12 protein-coding genes are annotated in these 14,925 nt (G+C 51.6%); 5 read left to right on the top strand and 7 right to left on the bottom strand.

The window, feature by feature from the left end; translation table 11 throughout:
* Positions 1-183: 183 nt before the first annotated feature.
* The 3 genes from Pla144_RS12735 to Pla144_RS12725 all read right to left on the bottom strand — a co-directional run bounded on the left by Pla144_RS12735 (position 184) and on the right by Pla144_RS12725 (position 3,134).
* A complete protein-coding gene (locus tag Pla144_RS12735) occupies positions 184-639 on the bottom strand; it encodes a hypothetical protein (RefSeq protein WP_146451042.1) in 456 nt (151 codons plus the stop codon).
* Positions 640-875: 236 nt separating this feature from the next.
* Positions 876-2,231, bottom strand: a complete 1,356-nt coding sequence (locus Pla144_RS12730) for a sulfatase-like hydrolase/transferase (protein ID WP_146451041.1) — start codon at positions 2,229-2,231, stop codon at positions 876-878.
* Positions 2,232-2,234: 3 nt separating this feature from the next.
* Positions 2,235-3,134 carry a carbon-nitrogen hydrolase family protein gene (locus Pla144_RS12725; protein WP_146451040.1) on the bottom strand — a complete coding sequence of 300 codons (900 nt, stop codon included), beginning with the start codon at positions 3,132-3,134 and terminating at the stop codon, positions 2,235-2,237.
* Positions 3,135-3,492: 358 nt separating this feature from the next.
* Here Pla144_RS12725 and Pla144_RS12720 point away from each other — a divergent pair, with 358 nt between their 5' ends.
* Both Pla144_RS12720 and Pla144_RS12715 read left to right on the top strand, forming a co-directional pair.
* On the top strand, positions 3,493-4,932 hold the full coding sequence (locus tag Pla144_RS12720) for a DUF1501 domain-containing protein (RefSeq protein WP_146451039.1): 1,440 nt from the start codon (positions 3,493-3,495) through the stop codon (positions 4,930-4,932).
* Positions 4,933-4,966: 34 nt separating this feature from the next.
* Positions 4,967-6,793 (top strand): DUF6807 family protein, encoded by a 1,827-nt coding sequence (locus tag Pla144_RS12715; RefSeq protein ID WP_146451038.1) that lies wholly within the window; start codon positions 4,967-4,969, stop codon positions 6,791-6,793.
* Between the two features lie 65 nt (positions 6,794-6,858).
* Here Pla144_RS12715 and Pla144_RS12710 read toward each other — a convergent pair whose 3' ends face one another.
* Positions 6,859-8,316 carry a PhoPQ-activated protein PqaA family protein gene (locus Pla144_RS12710; RefSeq protein WP_146451037.1) on the bottom strand — a complete coding sequence of 486 codons (1,458 nt, stop codon included), beginning with the start codon at positions 8,314-8,316 and terminating at the stop codon, positions 6,859-6,861.
* A 16-nt stretch (positions 8,317-8,332) separates the two neighbouring features.
* On the bottom strand, positions 8,333-9,331 hold the full coding sequence (locus tag Pla144_RS12705; RefSeq protein WP_146451036.1) for a hypothetical protein: 999 nt from the start codon (positions 9,329-9,331) through the stop codon (positions 8,333-8,335).
* 282 nt (positions 9,332-9,613) lie between these two features.
* On the opposite strand from Pla144_RS12705, the gene Pla144_RS12700 reads away from it, so the two are divergent.
* Genes Pla144_RS12700 through Pla144_RS12690 form a run of 3 tightly spaced genes read left to right on the top strand, consistent with a single transcriptional unit; the run spans position 9,614 to position 12,733 of the window.
* A complete protein-coding gene (locus Pla144_RS12700) occupies positions 9,614-10,558 on the top strand; it encodes a dihydrodipicolinate synthase family protein (RefSeq protein WP_146451035.1) in 945 nt (314 codons plus the stop codon).
* A 50-nt stretch (positions 10,559-10,608) separates the two neighbouring features.
* Positions 10,609-11,622, top strand: a complete 1,014-nt coding sequence (locus Pla144_RS12695) for an amidohydrolase family protein (protein WP_146451034.1) — start codon at positions 10,609-10,611, stop codon at positions 11,620-11,622.
* Between the two features lie 10 nt (positions 11,623-11,632).
* A complete protein-coding gene (locus tag Pla144_RS12690) occupies positions 11,633-12,733 on the top strand; it encodes an oligogalacturonate lyase family protein (protein ID WP_146451033.1) in 1,101 nt (366 codons plus the stop codon).
* A gap of 30 nt (positions 12,734-12,763) precedes the next feature.
* Here the strand turns inward: Pla144_RS12690 and Pla144_RS12685 are convergent, their stop codons facing one another.
* Together Pla144_RS12685 and Pla144_RS12680 are read right to left on the bottom strand one after the other, a co-directional pair.
* Complete coding sequence (locus tag Pla144_RS12685; RefSeq protein ID WP_146451032.1) at positions 12,764-14,308, bottom strand: PEP-CTERM sorting domain-containing protein; 1,545 nt, start codon at positions 14,306-14,308, stop codon at positions 12,764-12,766.
* Positions 14,309-14,405: 97 nt separating this feature from the next.
* Positions 14,406-14,783 (bottom strand): hypothetical protein, encoded by a 378-nt coding sequence (locus tag Pla144_RS12680; protein WP_146451031.1) that lies wholly within the window; start codon positions 14,781-14,783, stop codon positions 14,406-14,408.
* Positions 14,784-14,925: the final 142 nt, after the last annotated feature.

Raw genomic sequence — 14,925 nt, 5'->3', positions numbered from 1 at the left:
TTTCTGCTCCGGCAGTTTGTCGTAACTTTGCGCAAGCTCTTGGTCGCGCGATTGATTAGAATCGTCCTTACTCAAGTTGAAGTGACGCAATATCGAAAATGCGTGGGATCACTCAACCGTCAGATTCATTGGCGAATGCTTTTAGCCTGTATTCAATTGCGACAGCCAGGATGGCTGCTGCATTTAAGACTGTCTGGCCCAAAAAATCATTGTGGATTTTGGCCACACGATTTGTGAAAATGAGGCTTGTGGTACAAACTCTCTTTGTTGTGCGTCGTTGTGCTGCGCGGATCTTTGGAAACTGAATCTTGAAACAGCAGTCTGTTCAATCAGCCGTCCTGGCGGGCCGGGACGGCTGATGGGTAGTCCGGGCTTGAGATCCGTCGATTGCCGCCAGAACTTTGAGGACTTGATGCACATGGCTTTCGTCGCGGGGAAGTCGAGTTTTGTTTTACAAAACTCATAACAATCTAAAGAGTCGGATGCAACGTAAGTGTCGGCCTGCAAATGAGTTGAAGCGATCGGGACTAGCAGAAAAAGAGAGGGTTTTGTTTTTGAAAAAAAGTTTTCGGCAAAATGGACACGACAAGACTCCTCTTGCCGTACGTCAGACCGCGACTTTTGCGTCGACTGACGCATGGCTTACTCCTGATGCTCGCTCTGGGCCGCTGAGGTTTTGATTGACATCAGCAGGATACGCCGCTTTTTTCTCACCTCATAGAACATATCTTTTGGTTAGAGACCTCGTCGACACGGAAAAGACGGTGAAAAAACAGAGGCCTCAACTGAGGAGGTCAGCTACATCGCAATGATCAAGCTGATGTCCCAAAGGTTGGCAAGGCACGAAAACTGAATTTCTAAACGCATTCTAAAAGTTATTCTTGCAATTGCGAGTCTCGGCGCGGCAGGCCCGCAGCAAATAGCTCATGTATCGCTTCATTAAGTTGACTTGCGGCTCGTGAATCGGCGTGTGGAACGTCACCTATTTTCAGAGGAGATTGTTCATTTGAGTCCTCCTGGACATCGTAGAGTCGACCGTCGCTAAAGAGCTTCCAGCGGCGATCTTTTACGAAGGCGTTTTCCTTATGCTCGGCAAACACCCACTCTCTTGGTCCAGATCCTTCTCCCTCGAGTCGATTTGCAAAGGAACGTCCATCGAGTGTAATCCCACTGGGCAATTCCCCGCCGGCAACTTCTGCTAGTGTAGGAAGAAAGTCGCTCACATCTATCAGGTCATCGCACTTTGAGTCGGCTGGGATTTTTCCTGGCCAACGCACGATCATTGGCACACGGGTGCCAGCATCAGTCAACTGGGCCTTTCCTCCTGGAATCACAGTCCCATTTCGAATCGAAGACACTGGAGTATATATGAGTTCTCCATTACGGACGCCATCAATGTTTTTGGCTGGTGAACCATTATCGGTGAGAAAGACAACTAGAGTGTTATCTCGAAGTCCTGCCTGATCAACGGCATCGACCATTCGTCCGACGCGTTCGTCCATGGCTTCGACCATTTCGCCGAAGGTCTGATAGCGGCCATTAGGGCCAACTGGAACAGGTTTGTCCAAATCATTGGTCACTGCATGGCATAGTGCCATGGGGTAGTAGGCAAAAAACGGTTTTTCACGGTGGCGCTGGATAAAGTCGATGAGAAAATCACAATAGACATCGGGACCATACTTTTCCTTTACATCTTCTCGATTCTTCCCATTTTGCCAGATCAGCGGCTGGTAATACCGCGGTCCCTCATGCCATCCAAACAAACAGTATTCGTCAAATCCGAGTCGGTTCGGCTGCGATAGATCCTCGCCTAGCATGCCGATCTGCCACTTACCTGCGACGGCCGTTGCGTAACCAGCGTTCTTGAGCACCTGGGCAATCGTATTGGCTTCAGCTGATTCCGGATAACTTCCCCACTTTGGATTGCCCATCCGAAACGGATACTGTCCGCTGAGGAGACAGATTCGAGTCGGATGACATACGGCCATGGCATATGCGTGCTCGAATCGCATGCCCTCTTGCGCCAACTGGTCGATGCGAGGGGTTGCATAACTCTCTCCGCCGTAGCATTGAGGAACTTCCGATCCGACGTCGTCGGCCAAAATCAGAAGGATATTCGGTTGAGTATCTTCCCTCGCTATGACAAAAGAAGTTATATCGACCAGAGTCAGGACACTTATGAAGAATGCAAGAATTCGTCGCTCACAATGTCTCATACCTCTGAAACCCATTTTCTATTCTCCTTGAAGCTGTAGTTCTATGATTTCATGATAGAATTCAGGCGAACGGCGCTCCAGAATATCACCGGTCCCTACCTGGTCATCGATTGAGATTTTTGCAAATACCAACTGATCGTGGTCGCCCTCATCACGGGCAACTATCTTGCCGCTCGGGTTAATAATTAATGCCTGATTCTGTTTCGCATAGACCACCCAGACGCTGTTTTCCCAGGCACGAGTGCGTAACAAGGCTTCGTTTCGCTCGCCGTCGGTGCCGTATGCTGGCAAGATGAGTATTTGGGCGCCTTTCAGTGCGAGAATTCGCGACACTTCGGGAAAGCGGCGATCGTAACAGATGAGTGCCCCCAGCGTACCAACATCGGTTTTCGCCACTGGGAAGTTTGTGCCGGGGGTGTTGAAGACTTCGCCCTTGGTGTGGGTCTTGCTGTAGTGCAGCACCAACTCGCCTAGTGGAGAATAGACTGCAACCGAGTTAAACATCTGTTGGCCACGACGCTCGGCAAACCCAACAGAGAGATAAATCTTCAGCTTCCTAGCTAGTGCCGCGATGCGACTCATAAAAGGGCCGTCTAAGGCTTCACCGATTTGCAATAATTGTTCGCGAGTAAGTCCGGGAGTCAATTTTGCATTGCTGGTATAGCCATCGAGAAAACCCTCGCAAGTCACGACCAGTTTGGCATCTCGCTTAGCAGCCTCAGCAGCGTACTGCTCAAGGAGACGACAATTATGCTCTTTATTCCAACGCTCAGGTTGTACACGCATTGCCGCGACAGTGAAACTCGGCAAATTATCCTCAGCAAATAAATAAGGGCTAGACCCCACAGTGAAATGACACGTGGCGAGAATAACCAGCATAGGCAGGTCCAGCCAGGTCATTTTCTGTGGTGGCGTCATATTCAACCTGATGAGCGTTATGTCAAATCATGGACTGCGACTGTATTCAAAGTACACATGAACGGAGTCACTAGCAAGAACTGGCTTTGTTAGAGCGAAAGTAATGCGGCGCCAAAGCAGAAAAGAGATGTTGGTCAATCCAGAAATCTATCGAACAATTCAACTCGCTAAGATCCAACTATGGGGTTTGTGAAAAGTATTAGAGTGAATTTGTAGTCTTGATATTCCGCCAGGACTTCCCAAAAAGAATTGGTAGAATAGCTATTCGGTTGTATGATGAGTACTGACCTTTTATGATCGCCGCCTGCACCTGTCTTGGCAATTATTTAGGACAGTGTATAGAGTCGTACAAAACGTCATGGACACTCTTCAACAAATTAAATGTTCCTTCAATCGCCGCAATTTCTTGGGGCGTGCTGGCTTTGGGCTGGCTTCCGCAGCTTTGTCCACCCTGGGCAATACTCCGGTGTCTGCTACTCAGCAAAGTAGCTCTGCGTTTGATTTTCCGAATTTTGCACCCACCGCCAAACGAGTCATTTACTTGTTTCAGTCGGGTGGTCCGTCCCAGATTGAGCTATTTGACCACAAGCCAAACTTGGCTCGCTTGCGTGCCACCGAACTTCCGGAATCGATTCGCCAAGGCCAGCGCATTACCACAATGAGCTCGGGGCAGGGCGGACTCCCCATTGTTCCATCGCAGTTTTCTTTTGCTCAACATGGTCAGAACGGAACCTGGGTAAGTGAACTCTTGCCTCACACTGCCAAGGTAGTTGAGGACTTGTGTATTGTGCGCTCGATGCACACCGATGCGATCAATCACGACCCGGCTATCACATTTCTTCAAACGGGTTCGCAACAGCCCGGTCGGCCAAGTATGGGGGCCTGGTTAGCTTATGGGTTAGGAAACGATGCGGAAGATCTACCGGCTTTTGTCGTCCTGTTATCAGGCAGAGAAGGTCAGCCCTTGTATGATCGCTTGTGGAGTAGCGGTTTCTTGCCCTCGACATACCAGGGGGTTAAGTTTCGGTCGGTTGGTGATCCTGTGCTGTACCTCTCTGATCCCCCCGGCATGGATCGCAGTACTCGGCGAGGTGTACTTGATGGGCTAGCGCAACTCAACGAAATGCAGCTAGCTGAGTACGCCGACGAAGAAATAGCGACGAGGATCGACCAGTATGAGATGGCCTTCCGGATGCAGACTTCGGTGCCCGAGCTAACCGACCTGTCCAGCGAACCACAGCATGTTCTTGATCTGTATGGTCCTGAATGCCAGCAGCCTGGAACCTTCGCCCACAATTGCCTGTTAGCTCGCCGAATGGCAGAACGGGGAGTGCGTTTCATCGAGCTTTTTCAACGAGGTTGGGACCACCACAATAAACTACCCGCCGAATTGCCAAGGTTCTGTAAATCGACCGATCAGGCGGCGGCAGCGCTAATTACTGACCTCAAGCAGCGCGGCATGCTGGACGAAACCCTTGTCGTTTGGGGCGGCGAGTTCGGGCGTACGGTGTATTGCCAAGGCAAGCTTACTCCCACAGACTACGGACGTGATCACCACCCCCGTTGCTTCACGATGTGGATGGCCGGCGGCGGCTTCCGCCCTGGGATCACCTACGGCGAGACGGACGACTACAGCTACAACATTGTCGACAAGCCGGTGCATGTGCATGACCTGCACGCCACGATGCTCCATTGCCTGGGAATCGACCACGAGCGGTTGACATTCAAGTACCAAGGACGCCGACATCGTTTGACGGATGTCGCCGGCAATGTAATGCATGGCTTATTGAAATCTTGACCAAGGCACAACACAGAAAGTAGTGAGCATCACTTTGCGAATTCAAACGGTCTTTTTCTCAACTTTTATCTTGATCGTCAGGTTTTCGCAATTGTTGATGGCGGTCGAGATCAACGAACGTGGTGATAACTTTCTTGTCACGATTGACGACCAGGAATTTGCTGAATACGAGACAGGAAAAGAACATTCCCGCCCATTCTTTCGCGAAGTAAGAGCTGCAGATGGCACAATTCTATCTCGCCCAATTTCTCCTCCAGGCGGTGACCATCCGCATCACACTGGCATCTGGATTGCCATCGACAAAGTTAACGATATAGCTTTTTGGCACCAGCAGGGACGCATTAAGAATCGATCAGTAGAAGTCGTGCGAACCGGCTCGAATCCTGCGATCCTTAAAGTTAAGAACGAATGGCTCGATCAAGATGGCAAAGTTGTACTGAGAGAGCGCACTAAGATAAGCATCTACGAAAACAGACTGCTGATTTACGACATCCGTTTCACCGCAGGAGAAAAACCAGTCACCTTTGGCGATACAGAAGAAGGCTTTTTTGCATTTCGCATGGCCGATTCGATGTGTGAGGAAAACACGGGCGAAGTCACCAATGCTGACGGCCTGCATTCTGCCAAAGGCTGTTGGGGCAGGCAAAGTGATTGGGTAGATTACTCAGGCGAAGTCGAAGGAAGAACATTTGGCGTCGCGATTTTCGACCGTCCGCTCAATTTCCGTCGCGGTCGCTACCATGTGCGAGACTATGGGCTGTTTACGATAAACCCCTTCGGCGAGCGTGACTATACCAAGGGACGACTGCCCGCTCAGCCGGTGACGCTACCAGCTGAAGCCTCACTCCAATTACGTTATGGCATGTATTTTCATCAAGGAGATAACAAATCTGCCAAGGTGAATCGCGTGTATCTAGACTTTCTTGAGGAGACGGGTGTTCCCGGCTCTAAACAGCGGGAAATTCAGTATCGCAGTTCGGCTGACGACACCGTGCAACCCGCCATGTTCTACGCTCCTATAAGTGATAAGCCCGCACCCTTGTTAGTCGCACTGCACACTTGGTCAGGCGACTACCAGCAGGATGATCATCAGGCTTGTGCCGAATGGTGCCAACAGAAGGGGTGGGTTTATATTCATCCGAATTTTCGTGGCCCCAATCGTAATCCGGAAGCGACTGGCTCCGATTTGGTTGTGCAAGACATCGTGGATGCGGTTGAGTTTGCTTCCCACCATGCCGAGGTAGACCCATCGCGAATCTATTTGGTAGGAACCTCTGGTGGTGGATATACTGCACTTTTGATGGCGGGCCGACGACCCGAGATATGGGCTGGTGTCTCTGCCTGGGTACCAATCGTGGATCTAGAACATTGGTATCACGAGAACAAAGGAGATGGCGACAAGCACTGGCGTGAAATCGCGAACTCGTGCGGAGGCCCACCTGGGACCAGTGAAGTAGTAGACCGCCAGTATGAACTCAGATCACCGATTACCTGGTTAGAAGGAGCTCGAGGCATCAACGTCGACATCAACGCTGGTATTCGAGACGGACATGAAGGAAGTGTGCCAGTGAGCCACTCGCTGCGTGCCTTCAACAAGATCGCCGACCTGCAGGATCGACTCTCGGAAGATGAAATAAAATATTTCGTCAATGAAGCCAAGGTTCCCTCTCTCCTTGTGCGTGAAGTTTCTGATTCCAGTTATGGCGACAAGCAGCCTCTCTTTCGTCGTCAGTCCCAGAATGTACGGGTCACCTTATTTGATGGCGCCCATGAGTTGATTCCGCAGGCCGCACTGCACTGGCTGGAACAGCAACGACGCTTGGATAGCAAGAGTAGTAGTTCTTCAGCTACTTCGCGATAGCGACCGGATCTTCCGTTGATCCATGAACCCGGGGGCTAAAGCAATGTTGCTGATAGGGGACCAAATCAATCGGCAGCAGCCCCCACCGACTCAGGCTGAGGGTTGATCAGATCCAAGTGCGGAAGCACGTCCGGCGCGACCCTCACCCCCGTAGTAAATTTCATAGGAGGACCCATCGAAGTAGGGAACTCCATCTCGACGAAATAAGCTGTCCACCCTCGCTCGACTTTCGGAGCAGTCACGACATACTTGCCATCAGCCGTCGCATTTAGCTCTTCCGAGCGGTACGCGGGGCCAAGCGTTTCGAGGCGAAAGTCTCGCGCGTCTGGATTGTTTGCTTGCCACAATCTGACTGCTGTCGGCTTCGTCTCACAAGTCACCTCAATAGATCCGTCCGGGGAAAAATTCCAGTCATACCTGGGTCGCTCTTTTTCTAACAAGATCGAATTGCAAAACGCAGCGATGCTTTCCTCGGCATCAGAGTCTTTTAGCGAGTGATCGCTGTTCGGTACGTAGCGCAAGTGTTTTTCACCCACGAGTGAATCGAAATAGAACTGCGACGAATCAGGCAAGAAATACTGATCGCCGGCAGAGTTGACGATGAATTTCGGCATTGTCACGCGCTGGCGGTGGAAGTAAGGATCGTCGATCTGGATGAGTCTTTGGTACTCGGGTTGTTTCAAATGGTTGAGCAAACCATGACGTTCGTAGTCGCCTACGGCAGGAGCCCAGAAGCCGTAAGCGGCAATATGGTGGAGCATCGATTTTTGGATGTTCAAACAATCAATCACCAAGGGGGCTACCGCAATCACACGCGGATCGGCACCTGCGACCAACCAAGAGGTCCATCCACGCTTTGAGGCACCCACAACGATAAAATTTGAAATCGGCTCAGTTTCAGGAAACTTTTCCTCGGCAAGTTCTTGCACAGTATCCATGGCCTTCACGACTGATTTGACCATTGGCAAGCGAGCAATCCAGCGAGTATCCCCAGTTTTCAGGAATTGGTCACCAGCGTATGCCAACAAGTCGTCCTCTTTTCGCTTCTTCCCATCTTGGCGAAATTTTAGGGGTTCGTTGGGGACCTGCTGCAATTCGACGACGACTGCGCAAAGTTGCTTCGCAAGTTTCATCGCTCGCTGACTTGGACCCCGTGGTGCATCTTCTCCGTTATTCCCGCCGCCGACGATCATGATCGCCGTTGCGTGATGCAAGTCCTTGGGCTTGGTCACGATCAGCCAATGGTGCCACTCGGTGCGGTCAACCTCTTCTGGATTAAGCCATTCAAGAGAAGTGAGATCGATGACATACGAGCTAACCTGTTCGGTTTCAACGTTGCGAACGATTTGCCAGGAATACTCTGGCTCGGGCTTTGCCAAATATTCGTCCAATATTTCAGGCCCTGTTGATTCGAAACTCACTGGCTTGGCTGCTACAACAGAGGTGGGCCATTGTAATGCGAGGAATAATGTAGTGAGAGCAGTAAGCGAGTCCAAAACGCGCACGTTGCTACGATTTCCCATGAAGAAAGTTCCTGTACTAATTGTTTCCACTGGCCAACTTATGAATAGCCTCGTGAGACGCTTCGAATTGTGTCCACAAGTTCTCCAAGGTGTCGGTTGTGGGCAACTCTGGAGACTTGATCAAATAGTGTCGAATTTGCACAGAGAATAACGCTTGATCTTCGAATACTTCCATGTTGGGACCAGGAAACACGATGTAATCCATGGCCGCTCCGCGAATTCCTTGTGCCAGTGCGGCGGCGTACTCGGCTTCGATAAGAATAACCGACCGCCAACCGGCAGGTGAAGGGTGAGAGACAAGCACCGGCCGATGCCAAGTGGAGACAATCTTTCCCCCGCCACGCGGGCAATGCGGGATAGCACCGCTGGCGGCAAAGTAGGCGTCGGGGTGAACGACGTAACCATCGAGATGATCGACTCCGTGTTCTAAAAATCTGGTCAGCCGATTGCCTGCCTCCCAAAACCAACAGGAATTCGGCTCGTTAAATTTTGTGTAGCATGCGAAAAACTGTCCGTACTCTTTCACATCAGAACCAGAAATATTGCGGATCGATGTGACAACATCCCAATGCGGTCGAGCCTTGTCCACAACTTCTGGGAGGAGGAACTTCTGGATGCAATCAAAGCCATCGATTTCAAAATGAATATCGAGCTGCCGCTCGCCCGGAGAAAAATCGGCAGTCGTCCAATACCTGGGACGACAACTATCACCCCAGGGATGCCCTTTCCACCACTGCCACTCGCGATAGTCCCAGACCCGCGAATCGTCATCCCCGCCGCGCATCCAAGACTGTGTCGGTGCGTCCGAGGTATGTAAGCCACTCAATCCTCGAGGGTCAAATTTCATTTCCACCACTGCTTGACCATCACTGTCCAAGAGTGTGCGCTCAACAACGGGTTGAACTACTGCCGGGGGATGCTCATCCTCACACGCATGAACTCTTAGTGGCAGGCAGCCAAAACAAACCAACAAGAAGACTGAATTGCTTTGCATCATATTTTGAGTTCTTTCCATGCATCTAGCTCGAGTGAAATTTGTGCTTCGACTTCCCGAATATGCGCCCATTATCACGCCATATTCAATAATTGACCAGTTGAGGCGGCATCTTTTTGGCTGAGTTGACTGTTGCCATGCCCTTAGTACAGTTTCACACCAATTATTAGTGATTTCGGAAATCGCCACTCGCGACTTAGGGATACATTTTTTTTCACTTCGGTCATGGTAGAATAATCCGGTCTCTTTTGAGGAACTGATTCAGATGTCGCTTCAGCGCTTTATCTTTGGGTGCAAAATACTATGACTTGGAACCATAAGCCATGGACCGGTGTCTTTGCCGCGACGCTCTGTGCTTTTCGAGAAGATCAATCGATCGACGAAGAGGGGCTCGGCGAATACATCTACGACCTTGCCTCGGTGGACGGGATTCAAGGCGTGGTGTGCAACGGCCATACGGGCGAAGTCATGTCGCTGCTGCCCCGAGAACGAGCGCAAGTAACTGCGATTCTCGCAAAGTCTGTCGCGAAATCCACACGGGATGTGAAAGTCGCCTCAGGAGTAATGGCTGAGGGTACGCTGGAAGCCACGGAACACGCAATCGCAGCCAAGGAAGCGGGAGCGCATGCAATTCTACTCATGCCGCCGCACCACTGGCTCCGTTTCGGACGCACCACGGCAACCGCAATTGATTTCTGCACCGACGTTGCCGATGCAGCGGGGATCGACGTCATCCTCCACCAATATCCGGCGTGGACGAAGGCGGGCTACTCGCTCGACGAAATGCTCAGAATTGCCAAACATCCCCGTGTTGTGATGATCAAAATGGGCACCCGAGACATGTCCCGATGGCTTTACGACTTTGAGAGTCTAAAGGAATCCTCACCCGACACAACGGTGGTCACGTGCCACGACGAATTTCTCTTGCCAACGCTTTTCGAAGCGGCGGATGGGGCTCTGATAGGGTTCGCTGGCTTTGCACCGCATTTGATGGTGGAACTCGTCCACGCAGCGCTTGACGGAGATTTTCAAAGGGCCAAGAATGCTCAGCGAACGGTCGCTCCATTGGCTCACTTGATCTACGATTTCGGAGAGCCGGGGTGTGGAGCCCATCAGCGGATGAAAGTTGCACGTTGGCTGCTGGGCAAGTTCCCTAGTCCTCATTTTCGTCGTCCAGTGAACCCTTTACCCGCAACTGAAGTAGAAAAGATTCGCAGGGAGCTTGCCAAAATCAACCCTTCCCTTTGAAACTACCCGCACCGATCAAACTCTTAACCTCCTTCCTCCTCGCGATTCCCATGGAAAGCATTGACGTTTTCTGCCATTTCTTACCTCGCAAGTACATTGCGGCGGTACAAGAAGCATCTGACAAGCCGTTGAAGATGTTCGAACGGGCGCAGCAGATACGTGCCATAGTTGATTTGAAAGCCAGGCTAGAGATTCTCGAAGAGTTTCCCGGATATAGCCAAATCATCAGCCTCTCGTCACCGCCCATTGAGGTGTTAGCTCCGCACAAATCGGTCGAACTTTCCCGGCTAGCCAATGACGAATTAGCCGGCGCCGTCGATGCCGGCGGGAAGTGGATTCGCGGATTCGCCGCGTCACTTCCGCTCAACGATGTCAGCGCATGCATCCACGAAGCCCAGCGAGCCATCGACGAATACGGCGCAGTAGGCGTACAGGTTTTCACGAGTGTGCTGGGCCAACCGTTGGACCTTCCTCAATTTCAGCCGCTCTTTGAGTTCATGGCCGCACGAGACCTGCCGATTCTCTTACATCCGACGCGCTCGATGTCCGTATCTGACTATCCAGGCGAAAAATTCTCGAAGTTCGATCTATGGTGGGCAATCGGTTGGCCTTATGAAACGACCTTGGCTCTTACCCGACTAGCGCTATCGGGAATTTTTGATCGGCTGCCGGATTTGAAAATCATCGCCCACCATGTGGGGGGGTATCTTCCCATGTTGGCTGGCCGACTTGGTCCCGGAATGGAGCTACTTGGTACACGCAATCCGCCGGGCACAGAGGAGTATGTCAAGACGACCCTTCAGGAGCCTGTGCTTAATGCATGTGCGCGTTTCTACGCGGATACGGCCTCGTTCGGCTCAATGGCAGCCCTCGAATGTGGAAAGGCTTTTTTCGGAGCTGAGCGACTCTTGTTTGCCAGCGATATGCCCTTTGATCCAGGAGGAGGGCCTGACTACATCCGCTCGACACTCGCCGCAATCGACGCCATGCCGCTCACAGCGGCCGAACGACGGTCGATCCTTGTGGAAAATGCCCAACGCCTGTTCCAATTGAATGACAACTGAGTGCTGAACGATGCCCCTAGGTTCCACCTATCCTAGTGAAAGTCACATGGTTCGCGATTCTCGCACGGGGGTCGCGATCAGGCAGGTCACTTCCTTTTCAGCGATCCACCATCATCCCTTCTATTATATTCCTGCCTACGACGACTCAGGGGAGCGGCTTTTTTTTGTCTCACATCGTACAGGATTACCACAGCTATACTTTGAGGATCGTCCAGGAGGTGCAATCGTTCAGATCTCAGATCGTCCTGACCTCAACGAGTGGTCCTGCCATCCCGCGTGGAACGGTCGACACGCCTACTACACCGCAGGCAATGCCGCTTGGCGAGTCGACCTGGAAGCTATGCGAGAAGAACAGGTCGCCACCTTAGGAGAAACACCAATTCGACAGCCAGGCATGGTCGGCGCCTCCATGGGAACCACTAGCCTTAGCACCGACAACCGCTGGTGGTGTGTGTACGTCAAGGTTGAGAACAAGTTTCGGCTGCATGTTATCGACGTTCAAACTGGTGAAGACACGGTGATACTGGAACGCGCCACAATTGCTCATCCTCAGTTCCATCCCGATGACGCGTCCCTCTTACGCTATGCCGGTCCCCATGAAGAGCGTATCTGGACTATCCGCCGCGATGGCAGCGAGAATCGGCTCGTCTATCATCGCGATGCTGCTCGCAAGGAATGGATCGTCCACGAGACTTGGCTCACAGGCACGCGCGAAATAGTCACGACCAACTGGCCCCACGGAGTCATGGCCATCAACATCGACAGTGGCGACGTTCGCTGGATTGTCCGCACGAATGCCTGGCATCCGATGGTCAACCGTGCGGGCACCCAGTTGGTGGCCGACACAACCAACCCGGATGTCGGCTTGATTCTCTGCGATCCTCGCCAAGAATGTGGCCCCATCGAGAGCTTATGCGCGTCGAATGCTAGTAATGTGGGCGACCATTGGCGAAACGACCACTGCCCCTACGACGACGGCCCCGTCGAGGCTTATGCCCCGCAGCATACTCATCCCCACCCGAACTTCTCGCCGGAGGGACGGCGCGTAATATTCACATCGGATCAACAGGGCTTCGCCCAGGTGTATGAGGTCGAAGTACCTGTAAAGTAGTAGCGTGAGCAATGCCCACAATACCGCTAATTATGGACGCCGTCGCCGAGAGAAAGCACACGAGAACGCCGAGACGAAAACAAGCACCATCGCGCTAGGCTCCGGTACGCTGGCAAATGTAGCGCTCAAGGGTGGGGTGCCGTATTGGGTTTTCCAGATTGCTAGATCGGCGGCGTTTACCATATTGTCGCCATTAGCATCGCCTTGAGCAGCAGTCGTTCCAATGTTATAGCCGCGCTGCCAGATCAAGAAGTCTCTCCCATCAACGTCGCCGTCGCCATCGAAGTCTGCGTTCTCGACCGGTGCAGCCAAGGGAGCAATCACGCCGATTTGGTAGGACAGAAAATCCATGTCAAGGGAACCAAAGCCGTCGTTGGTGCTGATTCCGAATTCAAGAAATGGATTGTCTTCTTGGGCATATACGGAGTTGTTATTCGCCGCCAATGTCACTTGAAAAGTGCTAGGCGTCAAAGAACCATTCATGTAAACCTTGACTTGAATGTTTCCAGGGAGCCCAGCATTGTTCTCCATGGTGATCCAGAATTCATTCCATTCATTGAGTTGATTGTCATCGATTTCCAAAATATTAAGCGCGCCGCCACTTTCGGAATCGATAAAATTGGATGGGGCGTCTCCATTGAGATTATTCATGATCAAACCGCCACTGCCAGTTCCAGTGCAGAGGGAGCCAGTATTTGCTCCACAGAATGTCGTGATATCAGTACTGTTTACCAATGAAAACCCCACCGAAGTATCCTCATTCGTGGGGGAATTCTGTGAGATATTAAGCGTTCCTCTCCCATTTGTCATTGGGGTGCCATGCCCATTAGGAGCATCCTGAAACCAGGGTACTACATCGGGATCGGTATCTGGATCATCGCCATCGACCTCCAAATAGATGTCATCCAGTGGCCCGCTATTGGGAATCCTCATGCGGAATGAGACAGTGATTCCTGTGGCGGTTAAGACCAACTCATTCATGGGATCTTGAGAATCCTGAGTCATGTCGTGGCCGAAATAGACCCGGCGGTTGCTGTTGATCGGCTCGTGGGGAGGGGTAGGATCTGTGGGGTAGGTCAAATTGGGATCCGAGAGACCTTGAATCCAGCCATGGGGTTCAGGGTTACCGGCATCTTGAACTCGGATGTAATTGGTGGAGCCTTCGGTAAATGATCCTGCTCCACCGGGTGAAGTTCCTTGCTTGCCAGTGAGTGAAACAGGCGGGCTGGCAGAGACGGAGGGATCTGACAGCGGATCCCCGGGAGCCGTGCCGTCCCACTTGTCACCCTGATCGTGATACCAAGTACCGTCGAGACCATACACATCTTCCCCGGACGGATTCGTTGAAAAATCCTTTCCACCGAAGCCAGCCGGACCGAAATCGCCAATGAACTTGTCGTCACCGGTCCCTGCTACTCCGTCTGTCACACCTGGATTGAAAGTTCCATCGTAGGTGTATCGCCAACCCCCTGCAGGGTTGAGATAGCTAACCCCTGCGAAAACCCCAGGAATAGCCCATGCAAAACAGATTGCGATCGAACTTGCGTATGTAATCAAAGATTGTTGCCGAGTCATTTCAAATGTTGCCTCTATGGTGAATAGTACTGCTGAGGTCGATACAAAACAAAATCATGGAAAAGCGTCGAAGGGATTGATAACAACTAAAGTAGCTTTAACGTTTCCTAGGGCGAGTTACTTCGATACGAAACTCGTGAGGAGAAGTCTCGGGGGAAACGGTAAACTTGAGGCCAGAACTCTTTGCGTTCTTGAAACGGATATCAATTGGATTCATTGCTTTCAGGTATTCGCGTTCAGACATTTCTCCTTTGTCATCAGGAACCGTTGGAACGACCATTACCTCATATTCACCCGCCGGAGCGCCGTCGCCTTTCGAATAGGTTGTTAGTTCAAACTTGCCGTCTGATTCAAAGTAGCCTTTGGCAGTAATCATCGGATCTGATCCGACAAGTTGAAATACGACACGGCCTCCCCTTTCAAGGGTTGATCCATCTTTGAATACGACATCGCCTCTGACTGGGTAAGTAGCCACATGGGACTTTCCACAGCTCATGAGGAAGCAAGTTCCGCTAAGAACCATTCCGAAGTAAAACGTTGACAGACAATGCCTCTTTGACAAACTTTGCGTTCTCCCAATTCCTAAGAACCTCAGAGTAAGAGGATCAAACTCTTAC

This window comes from Bythopirellula polymerisocia (genome assembly GCF_007860015.1).
Classification (GTDB): domain Bacteria; phylum Planctomycetota; class Planctomycetia; order Pirellulales; family Lacipirellulaceae; genus Bythopirellula; species Bythopirellula polymerisocia.
This window is presented reverse-complemented; position numbering and strand designations above follow the sequence as displayed.